The organism is Halopseudomonas aestusnigri (assembly GCF_002197985.1).
In the GTDB taxonomy this organism is placed as follows: Bacteria; Pseudomonadota; Gammaproteobacteria; order Pseudomonadales; family Pseudomonadaceae; genus Halopseudomonas; species Halopseudomonas aestusnigri.
Genome location: NZ_NBYK01000001.1, coordinates 64,378 through 88,209, shown reverse-complemented (window position 1 = coordinate 88,209; position 23,832 = coordinate 64,378). Strand labels below are relative to the sequence as shown.

The window sequence follows — 23,832 nt, the reverse complement described above, 5'->3', positions numbered from 1 at the left end:
TTCCACGCAGTCGAGAAAACCTTTGCTCAAAGCACTGAAAAAGCTGATTAGCAAGCCAGAAGAGCCGGCGCCGAAAGCGGCCGACACCACGCACCGTCAGGCAGCAGCGCCCACTCCCGCGCCCCAGCAGAACGATACCGCAAACCGCGAACGCAAGCCGCGCAACCGTGATCGCAAGCGGCCGGCCAAACCACCTGCGGCCCCGGTCAAGCCCTGGAGCATCAATGACTTTCAGGTTCCACCGGCCGAAGGTAAAACCCGCTTCCACGACTTCCCGCTGCCTGACAGCCTGATGCACGCCATTCAGGACCAAGGGTTCAGCTACTGCACCCCGATTCAGGCCGCCGTACTGGGCAGCACCCTGCGCGGCCACGACGCGATCGGCCGGGCCCAGACCGGCACCGGCAAAACCGCTGCCTTCCTGGTCTCCACCATCACCCAATTACTGGAAACACCGCCGCCGGACGAGCGCTTTATGGGCGAGCCACGGGCGCTGATCATCGCACCGACCCGCGAACTGGTCATGCAGATTGCCAGCGACGCCGAGGGCCTGACCAAGCACTGCCCGCTGAACGTGATGACCTTCGTCGGTGGTATGGACTTCGACAAGCAGCTCAAGCAGCTGGAACAGCGCTATTGCGACATCCTGGTCGCCACGCCAGGCCGGCTGCTCGACTTCTGCAATCGCGGCGAGGTGCACCTTGATCTGATCGAAGTGCTGATCCTCGACGAAGCCGATCGGATGCTCGACATGGGCTTCATCCCGCAGGTACGCCAGATCATTCGCCAGACCCCGCGCAAGGGCGACCGCCAGACCCTGCTGTTCTCCGCCACCTTCAGCGACGACGTGATGAACCTCGCCCGCCAGTGGACACATGAACCGGCGGTCGTCGAGATCGAGCCCGAACGCCCCGCCTCCGAGAACGTGACCCAGAAAGTCTACGCGGTCGCCGGTCGCGACAAGTACAAGGTGCTTTACAACCTGATCACCCAGCTGGAACTGGACCGGGTCATGGTGTTCGCCAACCGCAAGGATGAGGTGCGCCGGGTGCAGGAGCGCCTGATGCGCGACGGCATCAACGCCGCCCAGCTGTCCGGCGATGTGCCGCAGCAAAAGCGAGTGCGCACCCTGGAGAACTTCAAGACCGGCAAGTTGCGGGTGCTGGTCGCCACCGATGTCGCCGGTCGCGGCATTCACATCGATGGCATCAGCCACGTGGTGAACTACACCCTGCCGGAAGACCCGGAAGACTACGTCCACCGCATCGGCCGTACCGGCCGCGCTGGCGCCAAGGGCACTTCCATCAGTCTGGCAGGTGAAGACGACGCCTTCCAGGTGCCGCCGATCGAAGAGCTGCTGGGTAACAAGCTGGAGTGTGTGCCGCCGGAAGAGCACCTGCTCAAGCCAGTGCCCAAGCGCGAGCAGAGTGCTGAAGAAAAAGCCGCTACTGACGCCAATGAAGCCGAACAGGCTGAAGCCGCTGCGGCAGCCCGCCGTCGCTCGGCTGGCAGCAACAGCCGCCGCGGTGGCGGTCGTCCACAGGGTCGCCACTGACCCAGCCGCAGGGACACAGCATGCTGTGTCCGCGTGCCCCCTTTGCGGACGCGGCATGTCGCGTCCCTACGTAATACCCGCAGCCATAAAACCTGACCATTCGGGCAAAAAAAACGGCCACTTTTCAGTGGCCGGGCCAATGACTATATCCCGCCTTTTTGCCCCCTGCCCAGCCCCTTTGGTCAGTTTCAAACTTTTTTTAACGCTTCGGTTATTCGCGCTTGTGAAGGTCATTCTGTTTACGCTATACCTCGATCAACCGGTCCACGCCGTCGTGGTAATCCCTTGATACCCGAGTGCTGTGCGAGCCGGCCCAGTGGACTGCCAGGCGCAGCCAATGCTGCCTGATACAGTCGCGTCACCGGCACTGCGAGGTACAGCATATGGAAGCGTGCGGACCGACCGAGCACACCTTCTACGTTCTTGATACCAACGTACTCATTCACGATCCCAACGCACTGCTCAACTTCGAAGAACACCACGTCATCATCCCGATGACCGTTCTGGAAGAACTCGACAAACTCAAATCCGGCAAATCCAGCACCGCAGCAGACTGTCGCCAGGCCATCAGGTTGATCGACAAAACCCTGGGAGACGCACCACCCGATCAGGTAGAACAGGGCGTCGCCATCGAGCGTGGCAAGCTCGGCCCTAACGGCACCCTTGCCATCCTCATGGACAAGGCCCCGATTCCCGCCCACTGCCTGCCCAACGACCTTAACGACAACAAGATCATCAACCAGCTCTGTCAGCTGCAAAGTCAGCATCCCGATGACCGCATCGTGCTGGTGTCGAAGGACATCAACATGCGTCTGAAGGCACGCGCCTGCGGCATTGACGCGGAGGACTACCACACCGACCAGTTGCTCGATGACATCGCCCTGCTGGCCCGCGGTTACCATGAAATCGAAGGCTCGTTCTGGGAGCGGGTGGCCAAGGTTGAAACCCGGCAGCTGACCGGGCAGACCGTGCATCAGGTTCAACTGACCGACAACCTGCCGGCGCTGCACATCAACGACTTCATCATCGACGATCAGGGCTTTATCGGCTGGGTCAAGGGCATCGACGGCAGCAATCTGACCATCCGCGACCTGCACCAGGAACCCATGCTGCATCAGGAATGCTGGGGGCTGCGCCCGCGGGATATCTTCCAGGCGCTGGCCATGTATGCACTGATGGACCCGGACATCCACCTGGTCAACCTGACCGGTGCCGCCGGCTCCGGCAAGACCATTCTCGCGCTGGCCGCGGCCATCGAGCAGACCATGGTCACCAAGACCTACCGCCGCATCATCGCCACCCGCAGCACCCAGGGTCTGGACGAAGATATCGGTTTTCTGCCCGGCACCGAAAAAGAGAAGATGGAACCCTGGCTCGGCGCCATCACCGACAACCTTGAAGCCCTGCACATGGATGACGAGAGCACCCACGGCAGCGTGGAATACATCCTCGACCGCGTGCCACTGCAGTTCAAATCCCTGAACTACATCCGCGGCCGCAGTTTCCAGCAAAGCTTCATCCTGATCGACGAAAGCCAGAACCTGACCCCGCACCAGATCAAGACCATCATCACCCGCGCCGGCAACGGCTCAAAGGTGATCTGCCTTGGCAACCTGGCGCAGATCGATACCCCTTACCTCAACGCCACCAGCTCAGGCCTCACTTATCTGACCGAGTGCTTCAAAGACTTTCCCCACGGTGTACACATCCACCTGCAGGGCGTACCGCGCTCCGCACTGGCCGAGTACGCAGAAACGCACCTCTGACCGGCCTTTGGCCGGTAGCTGCAAGCCATAAGCTTCAAGCGGCAAGAAAAACCCGCGTGGTGTCAGATCACGCGGGTTTTTCATAAATCGAGAAACCTCAACGTATCCAATGGCTCACCCCGGTTTCGCTTGTAGCTTGTAGCTTGTAGCTTGCAGCTGCGAAGCCGCAAAGCGGCGAAGCCCAATAGCCCATCTCTATCCAACCCATTACCCATCGCGGCGCAGGTTTGCGGCATAATCCACGGCTAAAGCTGACAGGAGTACGCCCATGCTGATGGTGATTTCCCCCGCCAAGACCCTTGATTACGACACGCCCCCGGTGATCGAACAGAACACCCAGCCGCGCTTTGTCGAGCACAGCGTCGAGCTGATCGACGTGCTGCGTGAAAAGTCGCCGCAGGAGATCGCCAAACTGATGTCCCTGTCGGACAAGCTGGCCAGTCTCAACGTTGCCCGCTACGGCAGCTGGGAGCGCGAGAGCACGCCAAACAACGCCAAGCAGGCGTTGCTGGCGTTCAAGGGCGATGTCTACACAGGACTCAACGCGGAAGATTTCTCGGCCGATGACTTTGCCTTCGCCCAGCAGCACCTGCGTATGCTGTCCGGCCTCTATGGCCTGCTGCGCCCGCTCGACCTGATGCAGCCCTACCGCCTGGAAATGGGCACCAAGCTGGCCAACGCGCGGGGCAAGGATCTGTACGCCTTCTGGGGCGAGCGCATCAGCCAGTGGCTGAACGAGGATCTGGCCGCACAGGGCGATCAGGTACTGCTCAACCTGGCCTCGCAGGAGTACTTCGGCGCGGTCAAGCCCAAAGCCCTGAACGCGCGCATCATTGATACGGTGTTCAAGGACCAGAAGAACGGCCAGTACAAGATCATCAGTTTCTACGCCAAGAAGGCCCGTGGGCTGATGGCCCGCTATGTCATCAAAGAGCGGCTGCAGGATCCTGAAGGCCTGAAGGATTTCAATCTGGACGGCTACCGTTTCGACCCAGCTTGCAGCAGCGAAAACCAGCTGGTGTTCCTGCGCGACGAGCAGGCCTGAATATAACGACCCCGGCTCAGGCCGGGGTCGTTGCTCGTGCAGTCACACTCACACGCTGATCGCGAAACGCCAGATAGTGCTGCAAAACCTGCTCCGGCGCCTCGACCTGCGGGTAGTGGCCGATATGCGGCAGCAACACGGTGTCCGGGTTCGGAATCAGCTGCCGATAGCGTCCCACCATGTGCGCGCCCGATACCGGATCAACCGCACCGTCAATCACCCGCAATGGCACCCGGGTCCGCTGCATGGCAGCAAGCCAGCGGTCGCGATTGACCCGCCGCTCGGCGATATAGCGAATCAGCAGATGCATGACGCGAGGGCCGCGATTGAACTCGATCATGCGCCAGAAGGCATCCAGCTCGCGATCATCCGGCTGGGTTTGCGGCCCAAACACCTTGCCGAAGGTGCGTGCCATCCGCTCCCGGCTGTAGAGACGCCCGATCAAGGAACCGATCGGACTCATCAACAGCTTCTGCAACAACACAGGGTGATGGGTCTCGGGAAATAACCCACCGTTGAGAAAACACAGCGAACGTAAAAAACCCGCCCCCTGCTCGTGCCGCGCCAGCAACTCCTGGGCGACACTGTCACCATAATCGTGCGCCAGCACGTGGTACTCGGCGATGTCGAGTGACGCCATCAGCGCCTGCTGCAGGTCGGCCTGGTCCAGCAAACTGTAGGGGTAATGTTGCGGCTTGTCGGAAAAGGCAAAGCCAATCATGTCCAGCGCGATCACCCGATAGCGTTCGGCAAGCGCCTGCCAGAGGTAATGCCAGTCCCAGGAGCCGGAGGGGAATCCATGGATCAGCAGGAGCGGCTCACCCGCCCCTGCTTCCCACCAGCGAATCTGGTGCCCGCGATAACGGAATACCTTCCCCTGAGCGACCCAGTCGTCCAGGGCAATGCCGGTAACAGACACGGCTCAGGCATCGTAGCCCGGATTGACACGATCCAGCTTGCGCAGCAGCGCCGGCCATGCGATGCCTGCACCCGCGCCATTGGTCACTTTCTTCATGGAGGCGACAGCACCGTCCAGAATCGACTGCGGAATCGGAATCAGCTCGGCATTCTGCGCCTGGGCGCGCACCTGGATTTCGCAGCAGCGCTGCAGGGTATACATGGTCAGGAAGGCATCAGCGACCGACTTGCCGCAGGTCAGCAGACCATGATTGCGCAGCACCAGATTGTTGGCGCGACCCAGATGTGCCTGCAGGCGCGGCTTTTCTTCGTCATTAAGGGCCACCCCTTCATAGTCGTGATAGGCCAGGCTGCTGAGCACAAAGATCGACTGCTGAGAGATCGGCAGAATACCGTCCTTCTGAGCAGATACGGCAATACCGGCTGCGGTATGCGTATGCATCACGCAGTTGGCATCGTGGCGGACCTCGTGAATGGCGCTGTGGATGGTGAAGCCGGCCGGGTTGACGTTGTAGGGCGAGTCTTCAATCTTGTTGCCCTGCAGGTCGATCTTGACCAGATTCGACGCGGTAACCTCTTCAAACATCAGGCCATAGGGGTTGATCAGGAAATGTTCAGTGCCCGGAATCTTGGCAGAGATATGGGTGAAGACCAGATCATCCCAGCCGAACATGGCAATCAGGCGGTAAGCCGCAGCCAACTCGACACGTACCTGCCACTCCTCGGCGCTGACCTTGTTCTTCAGGCTGATATCGGACAGAGCATGCACTGCATTCATGGGGAGTAATCCTCTATTGTTGGAATAATGTAATCGGGCCCGCACAGGCGGCTGACGCTACAGGACATCCCCAGCGCTCGTGCGGCATACTGTGGGACGTTCAGTATCAGTGGAGTCTAGACGGTGACGGCAAAGCGGACTGTCAAACACATTACAGTGTCCGAGATGGGCAACAACCCGCAGCTGGCCAAGCTGTTGCAGCAGAATCGCTGGTTTGGAGAATTGCCCCAGGACGTCTTGGACGAACTGTTGGCGCTGGCTCGCATACGCACCCTCCAGGATGGCGAGTTTGTCTACGCCAAGGACGACCAGCCCGATGGGCTTTACGGCGTGATCAGTGGCAGCACCCGAATCAGCAATATCGGTCAGGACGGCCGTGAGGCAATTCTGGCGATTCTGAGCCCCGGTAGCTGGTTCGGAGAAATCTCGCTGTTCGATGGCCTGCCGCGCTCACATGATACCGTCGCCATCGGCCCGACCGAGCTGCTGATGATTCCCCGCCCGGCCTTTCATCAAATGCTGGAGCGGCGGCCTGAACTGTATCCGATGTTCATGCGCATTCTCTGCCGGCGCATTCGCATTTCCTTTGCGATGCTCGAGGATAGCGCCCTGCTGCCCCTGTCCTCACGGCTGGCCAAGCGCCTGCTGATGCACGCGCACAACTATGGACAGACCGACGACGAAGGGCGGCGCCCCTGTGTGCAGCTGTCACAGGAGTCGCTCGGCCAGATGCTCAACAGCTCACGCCAGAGCATCAACAAGCTGCTCAAGCGACTGGAAAGCCTTGGCTGGCTGAAGATTCAGTACGGTCAGATCATTCTGCTGGACGAAGACGCACTGACGCAGCTGGCCAGCGGCGCTCCGCTGCCCAGTGAGGACTGACGCTCAGCCACGCAGCAACGCAGCAAACTCCTGCAGCCAGGGCTCGGCGTCGGTTTCCGGGGTCACGGTTTCGCTGGCATCCAGCTGCAGCATCGCCAGCGCCTCGCTGGCCTGCAGCTCCAGCAGCAGCTCGCGGAACTGCTCACCTGCCATACAGAAGGTATCGCCGTAAGCCGAATCACCGAGCGCGATCACGCCAAACGGCTTGCCGTTCAGCAGCGGGAAGCGGTCACGCATTTCGTGAAACAGCGGCACCAGGGCGTCAGGCAATTCACCCATTCCCGTGGTTGAGGTGCATACCAGCAGTGCATCCGGGGCCAGCGCCAGCAGGGCGTCCAATGTCAGCGGCTGCAGACGACTGACTTGCACACCGGCATTGCCCAGCAGAGTCTGCGCTTCGTCCGCTACCAGATTCGCGGTCCCGAATACCGAACCGCTGATGATCACCAGATGCATGATTCCCAATCCCCCAACCATTATTTCGATGCCGCATTATGCCCGAGACAGACAAACAGAGTAGTGGCGGCCCTATGCTGCCGCTGGACAGCCCCGGACCTTGCTATAGAATGGGCCAACACGCAACCCGGACGGATACCGCATGATCAACGCGAAGCTACTGCAGCTCGTCGTCAACGCCTCCAACGACGGCATCGTCGTTGCCGAGAAGGAAGGAGACGACAACATCCTTATCTACGTGAATCCGGCCTTTGAGGCGCTTACCGGCTATAGTGCCGACGAGATCCTCTACCAGGACTGCCGGTTTCTGCAGGGTGATGATCGCGATCAGGAGGCTCTGCACCAGATGCGCGACGCCATCAGCGCGGGACGCCCCTGCCGGGTGACATTGCGCAACTACCGTAAGGACGGAAGCCTGTTCTGGAATGAACTGTCCGTGACGCCCGTGCTCAATGACGCCGATCAGCTGACCTACTTCATCGGCATCCAGAAGGACGTAACGGCAAGGGTAGAAGCGGAGCGCCGGGTCAAGGAACTGGAACAGGAACTTGACGCCCTGCGCGCGGCAACCTGAGCCGGTCAGCTGTCAAAGTGTCCCGACAGCAGCAGCTGCAGACGGCTACCCAACTCCCGATCCATCCCTCCCAGACTGTGCATACCGGCTGCGGCGAACGCTTCGGCCTGCAGCGCGCAACACCCACCAGCCAGCGCCATCTCGCACTCCAGATGCTGATTCAGCAATAACAGCTGACGCTGCAGCAGTGCAGAGTCCAGTGGTGCCTCGCTGAACAGCACCAGGATCCTGCAACCCGCACGCGCTGTTGCCTGCAACAGACTGGCGGTGTCCGGCAGCGTCGGGAGAAAGCCCACGTTTACCTGTGCCTCGACAAGCAGAGCGGCCATCGCCAGGGCCTCCATTTCGACCTCGGCACCCTGCAGGTTGACCAGCAACACAAGCGACCGCCCCGGCTCCCGATGGGCGCACCTCTGCAACAGCCGCCCACGCAACAACCCGTCCAGCAGCACTGCCTCGGCACTGCCCCGGCGCTGTCGCTGCTGCAGCGGCAACAGCACACCGTTGAGCGCTGACGCCATCGGCATGGCGGCCAGCAACTGCTCATAGCGACGTTCGAGCAGGGTCAGATCGAAAGCCTGCAGCGTCTCCTCAAGGCGTTCCTGCCACTGCTCCAGCGCTGTCGATACCGCCGGCGTCACCTCCGGGCCTGGCGCATCAGCTTCCCCGCGGTCAATGATCGAGCCAACCTTGCTGACCGCAACGCCCTTGGCTATCCAATTGGTGATAGAGCGGACACGCTCAATGTCTCTTTGCGAGTAAAGCCGATGGCCGCTGTCAGTACGGTGCGGCACCAGCAGCCCGTAGCGGCGCTCCCAGGCCCGCAGCGTGATAGGATTGACACCCGTCAGCCGCGCAACTTCACGGATCGGGTAAAGGGTTTCGAGGGCCATTGGCTGTTCGCCGTCAGCTGCTTCATTCATCGCGTCATGTCCATGGGAGGTCGCCATCGCGATCCGAGGGTCTGGTAGGACAACTTGTACCAGTATTGTACACGAACAGCCACCAGGTACCGAATTGTTACATCAAGTTGTACGACCAACGCACAAGAGCGTGCTAAGATCCTCACCTCGAATCGAACCAGATGCGCCTTACTCGCTGCGCACCGAGGATCCTAACCCATGCAGAGCCGTTTGCCGAACACACCGCAGGCGCCCGATACCATCCTGATCACCGGTGGCGCCCGGCGAATTGGTCTGCATTGTGCCGAACGCTTTGTCGCCGACGGCTACCGGATCATCATTACCTGTCGCCAGCCGCGCTCGGCTTTGCCCGAAGCCCTTGAGGTGATGCTGGCAGACTTTTCGACGGCCGACGGCATACAGCGCTTCATCGACGAGCTGCAGGATCGCGCCCCGCGCCTGCGCGCCATCATCCACAACGCGTCGTTGTGGCTGGACGACAGCGAGGGTGCCAGCGCCCTGCAGCAGATGTTCATGGTGCATATGCAGGCGCCCTACCTGATCAATCAGCAATGCCGCAATCTGTTTGTTCCCGGCGCAGCCGCTGACATCATCCATCTTGGCGATGATGTTACCCGCAAGGGCAGCGCACGCCATATCGGGTATTGCGCCACCAAGACCGGCCTGGAAGGGCTGACCCGCTCCTTTGCTGCCAGCCTGGCCCCTGCAGTCAAGGTCAACGCCATTGCCCCGGCGCTGATCATGTTCAACCCCGAGGACGATGCCGACTACCGCGCGCGCGCACTGAGCAAATCGGCATTGGGCATCGAGCCCGGTCCGGATGTCGTCTACCAGTCCATCCGCTTTCTGATGGATAACCCCTATATCACCGGAAGCTGCCTGCCACTGAACGGCGGCCGGCATCTCAAGTAAGCCGAAGAGACCACGACATGAGCCTGGAAAAACTGACGAAAAACTACCTCGACGTCCTCACCAACCTTGGAGAGCAGCCGGAGCGTGATGGCCTCAAGGGCACACCGGAGCGCGCCGCCAAGGCCATGCAGTTTCTCTGCCACGGCTATAACCAGTCGCTGGACGAGATCGTCAACGGCGCGCTGTTCGACTCCGACAACGACGAAATGGTGATCGTCAAGGACATCGAGCTGTACTCGCTGTGCGAGCACCATATGCTGCCGTTCATCGGCAAGGCCCATGTTGCCTACATCCCGACCGGCAAGGTAATCGGTCTGTCCAAGGTCGCGCGCATCGTCGACATGTTCGCCCGTCGCCTGCAGATTCAGGAAAACCTGACCCGCCAGATCGCCGAGGCTGTTCAACAAGTCACCAATGCCAAGGGCGTCGCAGTAGTGATCGAGGCCAAGCACATGTGCATGATGATGCGCGGCGTCGAGAAGCAGAACTCGTCGATGCACAGCTCGGTGATGCTGGGTGCCTTCCGGGAGTCGGTCAATACCCGCCAGGAATTCCTGCAACTGATCAGCCGGAGCAACTGACCATGAGCCAGCTCGCGCCGGGCATGGCCCGCATCCGCATCAAGGATCTGCGCCTGCGCACCTATATCGGCATCAAGGAAGAGGAAATCCTCAATCAGCAGGATATCCTCATCAACGCCACCATCCTCTATCCGGCCGCCAATGCGGTCAGCGTCAATCAGATCGAGCAGGCGCTGAATTATCGCACCATCACCAAGGCGATGATTCGGCATGTCGAAGACAATCGCTTTGCGCTGCTTGAACGCCTGACTCAGGAACTGCTCGACATCGTCATGCAGCACGAGCAGGTGCGCTACGCCGAGGTTGAAGTAGACAAGCCGCATGCACTGCGTTTTGCCGAGTCGGTTTCCATCACCCTCAGCGCCGCGCGCGACTGAGGCTGATTGACAATAGCCGGCTGGCAATTATCCTTGCGCTCAGAGTCGGCGTGCCAATAAGGTGCGCCATCTTCCGCCATCGCTGCATGAAGGAAACCCGACCATGACCAAGCAGGAGCGTCTCGAACTGGAAGCCGCTGCCTTCCGCAACCTCGTCAGCCATCTGCGCAACCGCAAGGACGTGCAGAATATCGACCTGATGACCCTCGCCGGTTTCTGCCGCAACTGCCTGTCCAAATGGTACAAGGCGGCCGCCGACGACATGGATATCGAACTGAGCATGGATGAGGCACGCGAAGCTGTCTATGGCATGCCCTATGCCGAGTGGAAGGCCAAGTATCAGACCGAAGCCACCCCGGAACAGAAAGCCGCCTTTGACAAGGCGCAAAAACAGGACAAAGCATGACCCCCGAGCAGTTTATCGCCCGTCTGGGCAGGGCTGAACACCAGTTCGCCGAGACTCTGGCCTTTATCGATGCCCACTACGAGCATCAACCGACCGCGTTCGATAACGGCCCGGTCCACAACAGCGCAGAGCAGAATCAGGGTTCCTGCAAAGTCCTGGCGATGGCGCTTGACCGCGGGTTGAGTGATGAGCAGGCACTGCAGTGCTTTGCCGAACATTACCGTTCGGTACTGCAGACATCCGACGGCAGTGATCACGCCAACATCCGTGCCCTGCAGCGTGGCGGCCTCGCGACCGTACGCTTCGACGGTACGCCACTGACACGCCGGCAGAGCTGAGCCATGGCCGTCAAACAACTGCAGCCGGTCGGTGATTTCCCGCCGACCGGCATTTTCCGCCGACTGTTCGCCGCAGGCTACGACCTGTTACTGCTGCTGGCAGCTTTGATGGTCGCCACACTGGTCTATCTCAGTGTCCACATCTGGATCAGCGGCGAAGCAGCCGCCCACGCCGAAGCAGAACAGGGCGCCTACGTCGGCGATCCTGTTCTTACCTTGATCGTGATTGTCATCACCATCGGCTTTTACAGCTGGTTCTGGACCAAGAAGGGCCAGTCGCTCGGCATGCAGGCCTGGCGTATTCGCCTGCAGCAGCCCGACGGCAAGTCCATCACCGGGCGTCAGGCCCTGATTCGTCTCGCCGTAGCCCAGCTGTCATGGGTCTGCGGCGGGCTCGGATTCTTCTGGCAATTGTGGGACGGCGAGTCGCGCAGCTGGCATGACATCGCCTCAGGCACCCGACTGGTCACCCTGCCCAAGGGCACCTTCAAGGACTGATTCGTCAGCCCTTGCAGCAGCCAAACCAAGCCGATCCAGCCGCCATATCGGACGCGCGCTGGTTGGCGCGGTAACCCGGCAATTCGGCAAGCCGGTATCAACCGGCCCGCCGCAGCAGATAACTCCCGAGCACCACCAGCAGGCCAATCGGCAGCAACACGGCAATCAACGGCGAGAAGCCAAACACCAGACTGGACGGCCCCAGCAGGTCCTGACCAATCTGAAAGACGAAACCGACCAGCACTCCGGTGAACAGACGCTGCCCCATGGTCACCGATCGCAGCGGACCGAATACGAAGGACACCGCAACAAACACCAGCGCTGCCGTCGCCAGCGGCTGGAACAGCTTTTTCCAGAACGCCAGCCAGTACGGCTGATTGTCCAGCCCCTGGTCTGCCAGATACTTCTGATATTGCCAGATCCCGGTCAACGGCAACGCATCCGCATCCAGCACTACAACGCGCAGCAATTCGGGGGACAGATGGATATTCCAGCGCTCCTCAAGATTGGCGGTCACCGTGCTTTCACCGGACTCGGCAAAACGGGTGGCACGCACATCCTCCATCAGCCAGTCATGTTCCTGCACGGTTGCACGACTGGCGAAACTGGCCTCGAGCAGATGACGCTGATCATCAAAGCGGTAACGGGTCACGCCATACAGCACCCCGTTGGGCTGCACCGCATTGATATGCAGAAAATCGTTGCCCTCGCGGTGCCAGAGCCCCTTGGACCGCAGCGCCTCGTTACTGCCGACGGCGATTGCCTTGCGGCTGGCTGCCATGTTTTCGCTGTAGGGCGCCACGTACTCGCCGACCAGCACACCCAGCAGCATCAGCACCAGCAAGGGTTTCATCACCGCAAGGGTAATGCGGGCGATAGAGACCCCGGCCGCACGCATGACAGTCAACTCGGAGTTGCTCGCCAGCGTCCCCAGCCCGACCAGACAGCCAACCAGCGCTGCCAGCGGCAGCAGATCGTGCAGCCTGCGTGGCAACGACAGCAGCGTGAAGTTCAACGCCTGCGCTGCACCGTAGCCGCCCTTGAGCTCGTCCAGCTCGTTGATATAGGCAAACAGCAGATCCAGTCCGAGAATCACGGCCAGTACTACCAGAATGCTGAGCAGTACAGCGCTGCCAATATGCCGATCAAGCCGCCGCATGCGCACCTCCCTGGGCACGATTAGGCGCCGTTAACGTACGCCAGTTGAACCCAAGCCCTATCAGCAGGAACAAACCATGTACCCACCACAGGCCAAGCGCCGGTGGCAACTTACCGGACTCGATCCAGCCGCGGGCACTGATCAGCAGTGCCAGATAGGCCATATACAGCAGAATGGCCGGAAGCAGTTTAAGGAACCGTCCCTGCCGCGGATTGACCCGCGCCAACGGCACGGCAAAGAAGGCGACGATCGGCACCAGCAACGGAATCGCGATGCGCCACTGCAGCTCGGCACGCTCATTCAGACCTTCTTCGCGCAGTAGCTGGGGCGTGCTCATTGCCTCACGATCACTGACCTCGGTCTGCACCTCCGGCTTGGGCAGCAACACACCGTAGGTGTCATAGGAAATACTGCGGAAATTGGCCGCACCGGGCTGACCTTCGTAACGGAAACCGTTTTTCAGCACCAGATAGCGACTGCCATCCGGATTAAGATCCTGGGTACCGGACTCGGCCACCAGCACCCCCAGCACCGCGTCTTCGCCTTGACCGCGGCGCTCGGTGATGAACACGTCCTGCAATTCGGTGCGGTCATCCGACAAGCCGCCGGCGTAGGTTACCCGCTGACCGCTGCCCAGCGCCTGAAACCGGCCGGCAGAGAGTGTGTCGAATTCGGTCAGAGCATCCTGCTGATTGAGCAGCTGCTGGGTCTTGAGCACACCCGCCGGCGCACCCCAGAAGCTCAACAGCGCTACCAGCAAGGCCACCAGCAGTGCCGGCCCCTGGGTGTAGGCCAGCAGTTTGCGGTCACTCATTCCGGTGGCCGACAGCACAGTCATCTCGCTGTCGAGATACAAACGCCCGTAGGCCAGCAGAATGCCGAGAAACAGCCCCAGCGGCAGAATCAGCACCAGAAAGCCCGGCATACGGTAGGCCATGATGGAAAACAGCACCGCCGCGTCAAGCTGACCGGCAGCCGCCTGCGCCAGATACTTGATGAAGCGCCCGCTGACAATGATCAGCAGCAGCACGCCGCTGACCGCCGTCAGGGTCAGCAGCACCTCGCGACTCAGATAACGAAAAACAATCACGGATAAGGTCCTTGGCTCCGGGGTCTTTAAGGGGCTGCACGAATAGGCCAGAATGCAGGACTGACATGTCTGCCAGCAGCAGCCCGACAGACACCCACGGGAATTTGCCCGTATTATCAGCCAATCATCTCGATTTGTCTTGGGGAGCACCATGGAGTTCAACGTAAAGCACGGCGCACTGGAAACCATCAAATGCGGCTGTCTGGTTGTCGCGGTCAACGAAGGCAAGACCCTGAGTGGGCCGGCGGCGGATCTGGACAAGGCCTGCGGCGGGCAATTGAGCACCGCGCTGAAAAACGGCGACCTCAGTGGCAAGAGCGGCAGCAGCCTGATGCTGTTTGCCCTCCCCGGCATCGCTGCCCAGCGCGTGCTGCTGCTCGGCAGCGGCAAGGATGAAGCGCTGAGCGACCGAGCCTGGCGCAAGCTGGTGCAGCAGGCTCTGACGGCAGTCAAGGCTGGTCCGGCGAGCGACGCCGTGTTTGCGCTCAACACCAGCGGCGTGAAGAACCGCACCGCCGCCGAGCAAACCCGCCTGCTGGTCGAGGCCTGCTACGACAATCTGTACGGCTTTGACCAGTTCAAGAGCAAAAAGGCCGACAAACCAAAACTGAAAAAGCTCAGCCTGTGGACCGCCGACAAGGCCGACGCCGACGCACTCAAACAGGCGATTGCCGAAGGCGCCGCCATCAGCGAAGGCATGGCCCTGACCCGCGACCTGGGCAATCTGCCGGGCAACGTCTGCACCCCCACTTACCTGGCCAACCAGGCCAAGGCGCTCGCCAAGGACCACAAGACACTCGAAGTCGAAGTGCTCGACGAGAAAGCCATGAAGGCCCTCGGCATGGGCGCCCTGCTGGCGGTAAGCGCCGGCAGCGCCGAGCCGGCCAAACTGATCCGCATCAGCTACAACGGCGGCAAGGCCAAGGACAAACCGCATGTTCTGGTTGGCAAGGGCATCACCTTTGACACCGGCGGCATCAGCATCAAACCAGCCGCGACCATGGACGAGATGAAGTACGACATGTGCGGCGCCGCAACCGTGCTCGGCGTGGTCAAGGCGGTCGCCAGCCTGCAGCTGCCGATCAATCTGGTTGGTTTGATCGCCTCGGCCGAGAACATGCCGAGCGGCACCGCGACGCGCCCCGGCGACATCGTCACCAGCATGTCCGGCCAGACCATTGAAATTCTCAACACCGATGCCGAAGGCCGCCTGGTGCTGTGCGACGCGCTGACCTACGCCGAACGCTTCAAGCCCGCCAGCGTGATCGACATCGCCACCCTTACCGGCGCCTGCATTGTCGCCCTGGGCAGCAACGCCTCCGGCCTGATGGGCAACAACGACGAGCTGATCGCGCAGTTGCTGGATGCCGGCACCCGTGCCGGTGACCGTGCCTGGCAACTGCCGCTGTTCGAGGAATATCAGGAGCAGCTCGACAGCCCATTTGCCGACATGGCCAACATCGGCGGCCCCAAGGCCGGCACCATCACCGCAGGTTGCTTCCTGTCGCGCTACACCAAGGCCTACCCGTGGGCACACCTGGATATCGCCGGCACCGCCTGGATCAGCGGCGGCAAGGACAAGGGCGCCACCGGCCGACCGGTTCCGCTGTTGATGCAATACCTGCTTTCTCAGGCGCTCGCCTGAGAAAGCGGCCACAAGCTGCAAGCGACAAGCCTCAAACCGAGCCGGTGTTGCGGTTTTAGCTTGCAGCTTGCGGCTTGAAGCTTGAAGCTACCCCCCATGACCCGCATCGATTTCTATCTGCTTTCCAGCGACCAGCCGGACACCCGGCTGGCGTACGCCTGCCGCCTGGCCCACAAGGCCTGGCACAAGGGCCACAAGGTATACCTGCACTGTCCGGACGAAGCGACCACGCGCACGGTCGACGACTTGCTGTGGTCGTTCCGACGCGACGCTTTTGTGCCCCATGTCGTGCTCGGCGAAGGTCCGGAAGAGCCGGTCGCCTGTGGCTGGGCAGACCAGCCAGGCAGCTATAACGACCTGCTGATCAACCTCTCGGACCAGCCGCCGCCGTTCTTCAGCCGTTTCCAGCGTCTGGCAGAAATTGTCATCGAACACGACCCGGTGCGCCTGCCCGCGCGCGACCGCTTCCGTTTGTACCGTGAACGGGGCTATCCTCTGAACTCCCACCCCATTCGGACAGCAGGATGAACCATGAAGCAGCGCGATCCCTCGGAGCCGTCACGGCTGCTGGAAGATCTGGAATCGATCCGCACGCTGCTGGATGAACATCCCGAGGCAGCAGCGGACGCCGCAGCGGTCGATGGCCAGATGGATATTCCGTTGCTGCGGGATGTCATCCTCAATCCAAACGAGCCACCACTGAGTGCGGTCGACCCTGCAGAGCCGCCGATACCCCAGGCGCCGATCAGCAAGTCGCATAATCCGTTTCTGCCCTACGCCTCCCTGGCGCGACTGGCTGAAGAGCGCATGCAGCTGGACCAGTTGCTGACCCAGCAGACCCAAAGCCAGCCGTTGCCCGCCACCAGCAGTGCCCGCGAGATGCGCCTGGAGGCGAGATTGCAGTCAGAGGCCCAGCTGTTGTTGCAAGGGGTGATCGACGACCTGATTCCAACCATCGAAGCAGAGCTGCGCAAGCGCATGCAGAGCCGGCTGCAGCAGATCGTTCGCGAGCAGCTCAAGTAGCCCGCCAGCGTTATTGCACAGGGCGAGCACCAAAACCGCCGGCAATACAATTATTCGGTCCAGTCTCGCCCGACGGGCTGGGCCTTGATCGCCTCCGCCCGCTATAATGGCGGCTTTTCCTGCGCGCTCGACGCCTGCCGCGTCCCCAGCGCCTGCCACTCCTGAACAGCCGGATAGCCACGACACCCATGGACAAGACCTACCAGCCCCACGCCATCGAAACTTCCTGGTACCAGACCTGGGAGCAGAACAACTATTTCGCTCCCCAGGGCTCGGGCGAGTCCTACACCATTGCCCTGCCGCCGCCGAACGTGACCGGCAGCCTGCACATGGGCCACGGCTTCAACAATGCGATCATGGACGCGCTGATTCGCTTCCGCCGCATGCAGGGCCGCAACACCCTGTGGCAGCCAGGTACCGACCACGCCGGTATCGCAACCCAGATGGTTGTTGAGCGCCAGCTCGCTGCACAGGGCGTCAGCCGCCACGATCTGGGCCGCGAGAAATTCCTCGAAAAGGTCTGGGAATGGAAGGAAGAGTCCGGCGGCAACATTACTCGCCAGATTCGCCGCCTTGGCAGTTCGGTAGACTGGAGCCGCGAACGCTTCACCATGGACGACGGCCTGTCCGAGGCGGTCAAGGAAGCCTTCGTGCGCCTGCATGAGGACGGTCTGATCTACCGCGGCAAGCGCCTGGTCAACTGGGACCCGAAGCTGCACACCGCGATCTCCGATCTCGAAGTGGAAAACCACGACGAGCAGGGCTCGCTGTGGAACCTGCGCTACCCGCTGGCTGATGGCGCCACTACCGCCGATGGCAAGACCTATCTGATCGTCGCCACCACCCGCCCGGAAACCATGCTGGGTGACAGCGCGGTTGCGGTTAACCCGGAAGACGAACGCTATCAGGCGCTGATCGGCAAGTTTGTCGAGCTGCCGCTGGTAGGTCGCCGCATCCCGATCATCGCCGACGACTACTGCGACCCGGAATTCGGCACCGGCTGCGTGAAGATGACCCCGGCCCACGACTTCAACGACTATGAAGTCGGCAAGCGCCACAGCCTGCCGCTGATCAACGTGCTGGACAAGAACGCCGCCGTGCTGGCCCGCGCCCAGGTGTTCAACGTCGACGGCAGCGTCAACAACGACATCGACGCTACCCTGCCGGAAGCCTACGCCGGCCTGGATCGCTTCGACGCGCGCAAGAAGATCGTCGAAGACTTCGACGCCCTCGGCCTGCTCGAAAAGATCGAACCGCACGCCCTCAAGGTGCCCAAAGGCGACCGCTCGGGCGTGGTCATCGAGCCGTGGCTGACCGACCAGTGGTACGTCTCCACCAAGCCGCTGGCCGAGCCGGCGATTGCTGCGGTTGAAGACGGCCGCATCCAGTTCGTGCCCAAGCAGTACGAGAACATGTACTTCAGCTGGATGCGCGACATTCAGGACTGGTGCATTTCCCGTCAGCTGTGGTGGGGCCACCGCATCCCGGCCTGGTACGACGAAGCCGGCAACGTCTACGTCGGCCGTGATGAAGAAGAAGCCTACCGCAAGGCGCTGGAAAGCAACGACCGTGAAGCGGAAGCAGAGCTGCCAACCCTGGACGAACTCAAGAATGCCGCCATCGCCTGTGGCCTGGGCGTGCTGCGCCAGGATGAAGACGTGCTCGACACCTGGTTCAGCTCCGGCCTGTGGACCTTCTCCACCCTTGGCTGGCCGGAACAGACCGAAGCACTGAAGACCTTCCACCCGACCGACGTACTGGTGACCGGTTTCGACATCATCTTCTTCTGGGTTGCGCGCATGATCATGCTGACCATGCACCTGATGAAGCATGACGACGGTACGGCGCAGATCCCGTTCAAGACCGTATACGTGCACGGTCTGGTGCGCGACGGTCAGGGCCAGAAGATGTCCAAGTCCAAGGGCAACGTGCTCGACCCGCTGGACATCATCGACGGCATCGACCTCGAATCACTGGTCAAGAAACGCACCAGCGGCATGATGCAGCCCAAGCTGGCCGCCAAGATCGAGAAGCAGACCCGCGCCGAATTCCCGGACGGTATCGCCGCCTACGGCACCGACGCGCTGCGCTTCACCAACTGCTCGCTGGCCTCCACCGGCCGCGACATCAAGTTCGACATGGGCCGCGTCGAAGGCTACCGCAACTTCTGCAACAAGATCTGGAACGCCGCGCGTTACGTGATGATGCAGTGCGAAGACAAGGACACCGGCGTTAACGGTGAGGCCGTAGAGCTGACCCTGGCCGACCGCTGGATCATCTCCCAGCTGCAGCGCACCGAAGCAGAAGTCACCCGTCAGCTGGACCAGTTCCGCTTCGACCTGGCTTCCAACGCGCTCTACGAGTTCATCTGGAACCAGTACTGCGACTGGTATCTGGAGCTGTCCAAGCCGGTGCTGTGGGATGAGAACGCGCCGGCCGAGCGCCAGCGCGGCACCCGTCGCACCCTGGTGCGCGTGCTGGAAGCCGCCCTGCGGCTGGCCCATCCGTTCATGCCTTTCATCACCGAAGAAATCTGGCAGCGTATCGCGCCGATGGCTGGCAAGAGCGGCCCGACCATCATGCTGCAGCCCTGGCCGGAAGCGGACAACAGCCGCATCGATGCCGGCGCCGAAGGCGATGCCGAGTGGCTGAAATCGCTGATTCTGGGTGTGCGCAACATCCGCGGCGAGATGAACGTAGCACCCGGCAAGGAGCTGGAAGTCATGCTGCGCAAGGCCAGCGACGAAGACATTCGCCGCCTGACGGAAAACGAAGCCTTCCTGAAGAAGCTGGCCAAGCTGTCCAGCGTGCAGGTACTGGCCGAAAACGAAGAGGCGCCGCTGGCTGCCACCGCGCTGGTCGGCGAACTGGAAGTGCTGGTGCCAATGGCCGGTCTGATCGACAAGACCGCCGAGCTGGCGCGTCTGGACAAGGAAATCGGCCGTCTCGACGGCGAGGTCAAACGGATTGGCGGCAAGCTGTCCAACGCCGGCTTCGTCGACAAGGCGCCCGCTGCGGTGATCGACAAGGAACGCGCCAAGCTGGCCGACGCCGAGCAGGCACTGGCTCAGCTGAGCGAACAGCGCGCCCGTATCGCCAGCCTGTAACCCCCTGACAGTGCCGCTCTCCGAGCGGCACTGCTTCCCTGAGTGATTGCGGATCGTCCCATGCCCATCGACAACAGCATCGTTCATCAGATTCACAAGAAGCCCGACGGCCAACCGGCCAGCCTGACCCTGCGTGACGCCGAGCTGGCCAGCTCCGAAGCACTGGAGCAACTGCTGGCCGGCCTGATCGAGGCCTACAACAGCAAGCCGAACAAGGCCTGGGGCTACTTCCACGAGGAAAGTGGCGCCTACCCGTTCAGCGGCTGGCTGCAGCAACTGGTGGATCAGGAGCAGGACTTCGTACGCTTTTCCAGTCAGGCGACCGAGCACCTCAAGACCCTGATGGAAGGCTCAAACCTGGCGCTCGGCGGGCACGTGCTGTTCATCCGCTACCGTCAGGGCATGACCGCATTTCTGGTCATCGCACTGCTGCATCACACCGAAGGCGTGACCGTAACCGACGAGCTGGATGTGGCTGCTGCCCGTCACCTGGACCTGTCCAGTCTGAATATGGCGGCACGCATCAACCTGACCGAATGGAAGCAGAACGCCAGCGCGAAGAACTACATCTCGTTCATTCGCGGGCGCAGCGGCAAGCGGGTGTCGGACTACTTCCGCGACTTCATCGGCTGCGTGGAAGGCTCCAACCCGGAAGAAGACACCAACACCCTGCTGCAGGCCTTCAGCGACTACGTCGGCGAAGCCTCCCTTGAGCCGGAACTGGTCAAGGACAAGGCCAAGGCGATGAGCAGCTACGTCAACAGCCAGAGCCGCGCCGGTGAGCAGGTCGCACTGGAAGAACTGTCGGGTGTGATCGACGAAGAGCATCCCCGCGCCTTCTACGACTACATCCGCAACAAGGACTACGGTCTGAACCCGGAGATGCCCGCCGACAAGCGCGCAATCAACAATTTCATGCGCTATTACGGCAAGGCCGATGGTCTGTCGATCAGTTTCGAATCACACCTGCTCGGCGAGCGGGTGGAGTACGACGAGAGCGAAGACGCCCTGGTTATCCGCCACCCGCCCAAGGGGCTGGTACAGCAACTGCGCAACAAGCGGCGCTGAGCGCCGCTTGCCTCACCTCAGGGCTTGATCCGATACCCGGTGCGGAAGATCCACCAGACCGCAGTGGTGCACAGGGTCAGAAACACCAGCGTCATTCCCACACTTACGCCAATGTGCACATCGGCGGCGCCGTAGAAGCTCCAGCGGAACCCGCTGATCAGATAGACCACCGGGTTGAACAGCGTCACCGTCTGCCAGAATGGTGGCAGCATGGTGATCGAGTAAAAGCTGCCACCCAGAAACGCCAACGGCGTGACGATCATCAACGGGATAATCTGCAGTTTTTCGAAACCATCCGCCCAGACACCGATGATGAACCCGAACAGGCTGAAGGTCACCGCCGTCAGGATCAAAAAGCCGAGCATCCAGACCGGGTGCTGGATTTCGTAATCAACGAACAACCGAGCCGTAAGCAGCACGAGCAATCCGAGCAGTACCGACTTGGTGGCAGCCGCGCCGACATAACCGACGACTATTTCAACCGGCGACACCGGCGCCGACAGCACTTCGTAGATGGTGCCGGTAAAACGCGGCATGTAGATGCCAAACGAGGCGTTGGAGATACTCTCGTTCAGCAGCATGAGCATGATCAGGCCCGGAATGATAAAGGCACCGTAGCTGACCCCGTCCACCTCGGTCATGCGGGTACCGATTGCAGCACCGAACACGATGAAATACAGCGAGGTCGAGATCACCGGCGAGGCGATGCTCTGAAGCCGGGTGCGCATCATGCGTGCCATTTCCGACAGGTAGATAGCCTTCACTCCATACAGGTTCATACCACCTCTCCCGCTGTTGCTTCGTCCGCCTGCTTCCGACTGTGCACCAGCCCAACAAAGATGTCCTCCAGCGAGCTCTGGCTGGAATGCAGATCACGCACCTCGATTCCCAACTGGTCTATGCGCTTGAGCAACTCGGCAATGCCGCTCTGCTCGGCCTTGGCGTCGAAGGTATACACCAGCGCGTGACCCTGCTCACCCAGCGTCAGCGGATATCCAGCGAGCGCTTCGGGCACGGCCTCCAACGGCTGCTGCAATTGCAGGGTGAGCTGCCGGGTGCCCAGCTGCTGCATCAGGGTGTCCTTGTCCTCGGTGAGGATCAGCTCACCCTGGCGAATCACACCGATACGGTCGGCCATTTCCTCGGCTTCTTCGATGTAGTGGGTGGTCAGGATGATGGTTACCCCACGCTCCTGCAGCCGGCGAACCATGTTCCACATGTCGCGGCGCAGCTCGACGTCCACGCCCGCGGTAGGTTCATCTAGGAACAGCACTTCGGGCTCGTGCGCCAGCGCCTTGGCAATCAGCACCCGGCGCTTCATGCCACCGGACAGCGCCATGATGCGCTCATTGCGCTTGTCCCACAGCGACAGGTCGCGCAGGATCTGCTCCAGCAGCGCGTCGTTGCGCGGCTTGCCGAACAGGCCACGACTCAGGCGCACGGTCGCCCAGACGCTGTCGAACATGTTGTTGGTCAGCTCCTGCGGCACCAGACCGATCCGACTGCGCGCCTTGCGGTACTCGCGCACGTTGTCGTATCCGTCGACCAGCACCCGGCCGCTGCTGGCGTTGACCAGCCCGCAGATGATGCTGATCATGGTGGTCTTACCGGCGCCATTGGGGCCCAGCAGGGCGAAGATCTCGCCGCGGCGAATGCTCAGGCTGACGCCCTTGAGCGCCCGGAACCCGGTCTCGTAGGTTTTGGTCAGGTTGTCTACAACGATGATGCTGTCCACACTCCCCCCAACAATCATGACTCGAATGGATCGCTGTGCAGCCTTCGCAGCCCAGCCAGCGGTCAGTCAGCATACGCCCATCCGGCGGTCCACGCAGCCGCCCGCCGTTGACCTGCCGCCGATCCTGAACTAAACCTTTTCCACAAAGATGCTAATCCGTCGCCCCATCATCAAAAGAATAATAAATGGGAGGCACAGGCCATGCTGAACCTGTTGCTGGCTGTTTTGCTGTTACCGGTAGTTGCGATCAACGTGATCGGCCCCTGGCTGGTTCTGCGCACCCAGCGGATTCCGGCCAGAGTACGCTTCAATAACACCGATCACGCGCGCTTCCTCGCCGATCGCGGGGAGGTCTTCCGGCGGCTTGATGAGCAGCTCCAGGCACTGCAGTTCGCCCATATCGGCTCCTCGGTTTTGCCTTCCAGCCACACCACAAGCCACTTTTCGCTGTACGTTCATCCACGCGATCAGGCCGCCGCAATGCTGGTAACCATGACCACTGGCAAGCGCCGGGTGACCTACGCCGAATTCACCCAGCTGTATGCAGACGGCAGCCTGCTGGATGTCCACAACGCCCCCAGCCTCTCCTCCTATCCCGCCATGCCATGCCGCATCGGCGTGCGCATGACCGGCGTGAACAACCTGAAGCGCCTGTTCAGCACCCTGCAACACCTGCGCGCACGCCTGCCGAATTCGGCAGCGGCCATCGCCTACCCGGAAGATCAGGGCTTTGCTCCGATCGAACGATTCCTGGCGCGCGAGTCCGACGAACTGGTCGCTCAGGGGTACTGCACTCCAGACATAGACAGCCAGGGAAGACGCGGACTGACGTTGAAAGGCGCACTGCTGCTCACCTGGAAAAACGCCTGGCCCGGCAGGCTGGTTTTCAACCTGCTTGAGCAACGCCACACCCGGCTCTTGCTGACGGACTCAGCCCCGTAACCGGCGGACCACAGCGCCGACGCAGCAACAGGAACCGGCGGCGGGGGAAGCCCG

Annotated in this window: 25 protein-coding genes; 17 read left to right on the top strand and 8 right to left on the bottom strand. The window is 61.3% G+C overall.

Annotated features, from left to right (window positions below):
• The first annotated feature begins 22 nt into the window (after nucleotides 1-22).
• The 3 genes from rhlB (at nucleotide 23) to yaaA (ending at nucleotide 4,366) form a co-directional block, all read left to right on the top strand.
• Nucleotides 23-1,555, top strand: coding sequence for an ATP-dependent RNA helicase RhlB (rhlB, locus tag B7O88_RS00445; RefSeq protein ID WP_088273216.1), 1,533 nt, complete (start codon nucleotides 23-25; stop codon nucleotides 1,553-1,555).
• A 383-nt stretch (nucleotides 1,556-1,938) separates the two neighbouring features.
• Nucleotides 1,939-3,321, top strand: coding sequence for a PhoH family protein (locus B7O88_RS00440; RefSeq protein WP_088273215.1), 1,383 nt, complete (start codon nucleotides 1,939-1,941; stop codon nucleotides 3,319-3,321).
• A gap of 268 nt (nucleotides 3,322-3,589) precedes the next feature.
• Nucleotides 3,590-4,366 (top strand): peroxide stress protein YaaA, encoded by a 777-nt coding sequence (gene yaaA, locus B7O88_RS00435; RefSeq protein WP_088273214.1) that lies wholly within the window; start codon nucleotides 3,590-3,592, stop codon nucleotides 4,364-4,366.
• A gap of 16 nt (nucleotides 4,367-4,382) precedes the next feature.
• On the opposite strand, the gene B7O88_RS00430 is transcribed toward yaaA, so the two are convergent.
• Together B7O88_RS00430 and B7O88_RS00425 are read right to left on the bottom strand one after the other, a co-directional pair.
• A complete protein-coding gene (locus B7O88_RS00430) occupies nucleotides 4,383-5,285 on the bottom strand; it encodes an alpha/beta fold hydrolase (RefSeq protein WP_088273213.1) in 903 nt (300 codons plus the stop codon).
• A gap of 3 nt (nucleotides 5,286-5,288) precedes the next feature.
• Nucleotides 5,289-6,062, bottom strand: a complete 774-nt coding sequence (locus tag B7O88_RS00425) for a class II aldolase/adducin family protein (RefSeq protein ID WP_088273212.1) — start codon at nucleotides 6,060-6,062, stop codon at nucleotides 5,289-5,291.
• Nucleotides 6,063-6,227: 165 nt separating this feature from the next.
• Between B7O88_RS00425 and B7O88_RS00420 the strand changes: the two genes are divergently transcribed.
• Nucleotides 6,228-6,944 carry a Crp/Fnr family transcriptional regulator gene (locus tag B7O88_RS00420; RefSeq protein WP_088273211.1) on the top strand — a complete coding sequence of 239 codons (717 nt, stop codon included), beginning with the start codon at nucleotides 6,228-6,230 and terminating at the stop codon, nucleotides 6,942-6,944.
• Between the two features lie 3 nt (nucleotides 6,945-6,947).
• Here the strand turns inward: B7O88_RS00420 and B7O88_RS00415 are convergent, their stop codons facing one another.
• Complete coding sequence (locus B7O88_RS00415; RefSeq protein WP_088273210.1) at nucleotides 6,948-7,400, bottom strand: flavodoxin domain-containing protein; 453 nt, start codon at nucleotides 7,398-7,400, stop codon at nucleotides 6,948-6,950.
• Between the two features lie 142 nt (nucleotides 7,401-7,542).
• Between B7O88_RS00415 and B7O88_RS00410 the strand changes: the two genes are divergently transcribed.
• Nucleotides 7,543-7,974 (top strand): PAS domain-containing protein, encoded by a 432-nt coding sequence (locus tag B7O88_RS00410; protein ID WP_088273209.1) that lies wholly within the window; start codon nucleotides 7,543-7,545, stop codon nucleotides 7,972-7,974.
• A 5-nt stretch (nucleotides 7,975-7,979) separates the two neighbouring features.
• Here B7O88_RS00410 and B7O88_RS00405 read toward each other — a convergent pair whose 3' ends face one another.
• Entirely contained in the window at nucleotides 7,980-8,897 is a 918-nt protein-coding gene (locus tag B7O88_RS00405) for a MerR family transcriptional regulator (protein ID WP_160003117.1), read from the bottom strand.
• 198 nt (nucleotides 8,898-9,095) lie between these two features.
• Here B7O88_RS00405 and folM point away from each other — a divergent pair, with 198 nt between their 5' ends.
• The 6 genes from folM (at nucleotide 9,096) to B7O88_RS00375 (ending at nucleotide 12,009) form a co-directional block, all read left to right on the top strand.
• On the top strand, nucleotides 9,096-9,809 hold the full coding sequence (gene folM / locus B7O88_RS00400; protein WP_088273207.1) for a dihydromonapterin reductase: 714 nt from the start codon (nucleotides 9,096-9,098) through the stop codon (nucleotides 9,807-9,809).
• 17 nt (nucleotides 9,810-9,826) lie between these two features.
• A complete protein-coding gene (folE, locus tag B7O88_RS00395; RefSeq protein WP_088273206.1) occupies nucleotides 9,827-10,390 on the top strand; it encodes a GTP cyclohydrolase I FolE in 564 nt (187 codons plus the stop codon).
• A gap of 2 nt (nucleotides 10,391-10,392) precedes the next feature.
• On the top strand, nucleotides 10,393-10,767 hold the full coding sequence (gene folX, locus B7O88_RS00390; protein WP_088273205.1) for a dihydroneopterin triphosphate 2'-epimerase: 375 nt from the start codon (nucleotides 10,393-10,395) through the stop codon (nucleotides 10,765-10,767).
• A gap of 103 nt (nucleotides 10,768-10,870) precedes the next feature.
• Nucleotides 10,871-11,173 carry a DUF1244 domain-containing protein gene (locus tag B7O88_RS00385; RefSeq protein WP_088273204.1) on the top strand — a complete coding sequence of 101 codons (303 nt, stop codon included), beginning with the start codon at nucleotides 10,871-10,873 and terminating at the stop codon, nucleotides 11,171-11,173.
• Complete coding sequence (locus tag B7O88_RS00380; protein ID WP_088273203.1) at nucleotides 11,170-11,511, top strand: HopJ type III effector protein; 342 nt, start codon at nucleotides 11,170-11,172, stop codon at nucleotides 11,509-11,511. The genes B7O88_RS00385 and B7O88_RS00380 overlap by 4 nt, the downstream gene beginning before the upstream one ends.
• A 3-nt stretch (nucleotides 11,512-11,514) precedes the next feature.
• Complete coding sequence (locus B7O88_RS00375; protein WP_088273202.1) at nucleotides 11,515-12,009, top strand: RDD family protein; 495 nt, start codon at nucleotides 11,515-11,517, stop codon at nucleotides 12,007-12,009.
• Between the two features lie 97 nt (nucleotides 12,010-12,106).
• On the opposite strand, the gene lptG is transcribed toward B7O88_RS00375, so the two are convergent.
• Both lptG and lptF read right to left on the bottom strand, forming a co-directional pair.
• Entirely contained in the window at nucleotides 12,107-13,168 is a 1,062-nt protein-coding gene (gene lptG, locus B7O88_RS00370; protein ID WP_088273201.1) for an LPS export ABC transporter permease LptG, read from the bottom strand.
• A complete protein-coding gene (gene lptF, locus B7O88_RS00365) occupies nucleotides 13,155-14,258 on the bottom strand; it encodes an LPS export ABC transporter permease LptF (protein ID WP_088273200.1) in 1,104 nt (367 codons plus the stop codon). Before lptF ends, lptG begins: the two co-directional genes overlap by 14 nt.
• 151 nt (nucleotides 14,259-14,409) lie before the next feature.
• Here lptF and B7O88_RS00360 point away from each other — a divergent pair, with 151 nt between their 5' ends.
• The 5 genes from B7O88_RS00360 (at nucleotide 14,410) to yejK (ending at nucleotide 21,101) form a co-directional block, all read left to right on the top strand.
• Complete coding sequence (locus tag B7O88_RS00360; protein ID WP_088273199.1) at nucleotides 14,410-15,903, top strand: leucyl aminopeptidase; 1,494 nt, start codon at nucleotides 14,410-14,412, stop codon at nucleotides 15,901-15,903.
• Nucleotides 15,904-15,999: 96 nt separating this feature from the next.
• Nucleotides 16,000-16,431 (top strand): DNA polymerase III subunit chi, encoded by a 432-nt coding sequence (locus B7O88_RS00355; RefSeq protein WP_088273198.1) that lies wholly within the window; start codon nucleotides 16,000-16,002, stop codon nucleotides 16,429-16,431.
• A gap of 3 nt (nucleotides 16,432-16,434) precedes the next feature.
• A complete protein-coding gene (locus tag B7O88_RS00350) occupies nucleotides 16,435-16,926 on the top strand; it encodes a hypothetical protein (RefSeq protein ID WP_088273197.1) in 492 nt (163 codons plus the stop codon).
• Between the two features lie 188 nt (nucleotides 16,927-17,114).
• Complete coding sequence (locus B7O88_RS00345) at nucleotides 17,115-20,033, top strand: valine--tRNA ligase (protein WP_088273196.1); 2,919 nt, start codon at nucleotides 17,115-17,117, stop codon at nucleotides 20,031-20,033.
• Between the two features lie 60 nt (nucleotides 20,034-20,093).
• Nucleotides 20,094-21,101 (top strand): nucleoid-associated protein YejK, encoded by a 1,008-nt coding sequence (gene yejK, locus B7O88_RS00340; RefSeq protein WP_088273195.1) that lies wholly within the window; start codon nucleotides 20,094-20,096, stop codon nucleotides 21,099-21,101.
• Nucleotides 21,102-21,118: 17 nt separating this feature from the next.
• Here the strand turns inward: yejK and B7O88_RS00335 are convergent, their stop codons facing one another.
• The gene (locus B7O88_RS00335; protein ID WP_088273194.1) at nucleotides 21,119-21,880 is read right to left on the bottom strand and encodes an ABC transporter permease; all 762 of its coding nucleotides are present in this window, start codon (nucleotides 21,878-21,880) and stop codon (nucleotides 21,119-21,121) included.
• Complete coding sequence (locus B7O88_RS00330) at nucleotides 21,877-22,836, bottom strand: ABC transporter ATP-binding protein (protein ID WP_200818388.1); 960 nt, start codon at nucleotides 22,834-22,836, stop codon at nucleotides 21,877-21,879. The genes B7O88_RS00335 and B7O88_RS00330 overlap by 4 nt, the downstream gene beginning before the upstream one ends.
• A gap of 201 nt (nucleotides 22,837-23,037) precedes the next feature.
• Between B7O88_RS00330 and B7O88_RS00325 the strand changes: the two genes are divergently transcribed.
• Entirely contained in the window at nucleotides 23,038-23,778 is a 741-nt protein-coding gene (locus tag B7O88_RS00325) for a hypothetical protein (RefSeq protein WP_088273192.1), read from the top strand.
• Nucleotides 23,779-23,832 lie beyond the last annotated feature (54 nt).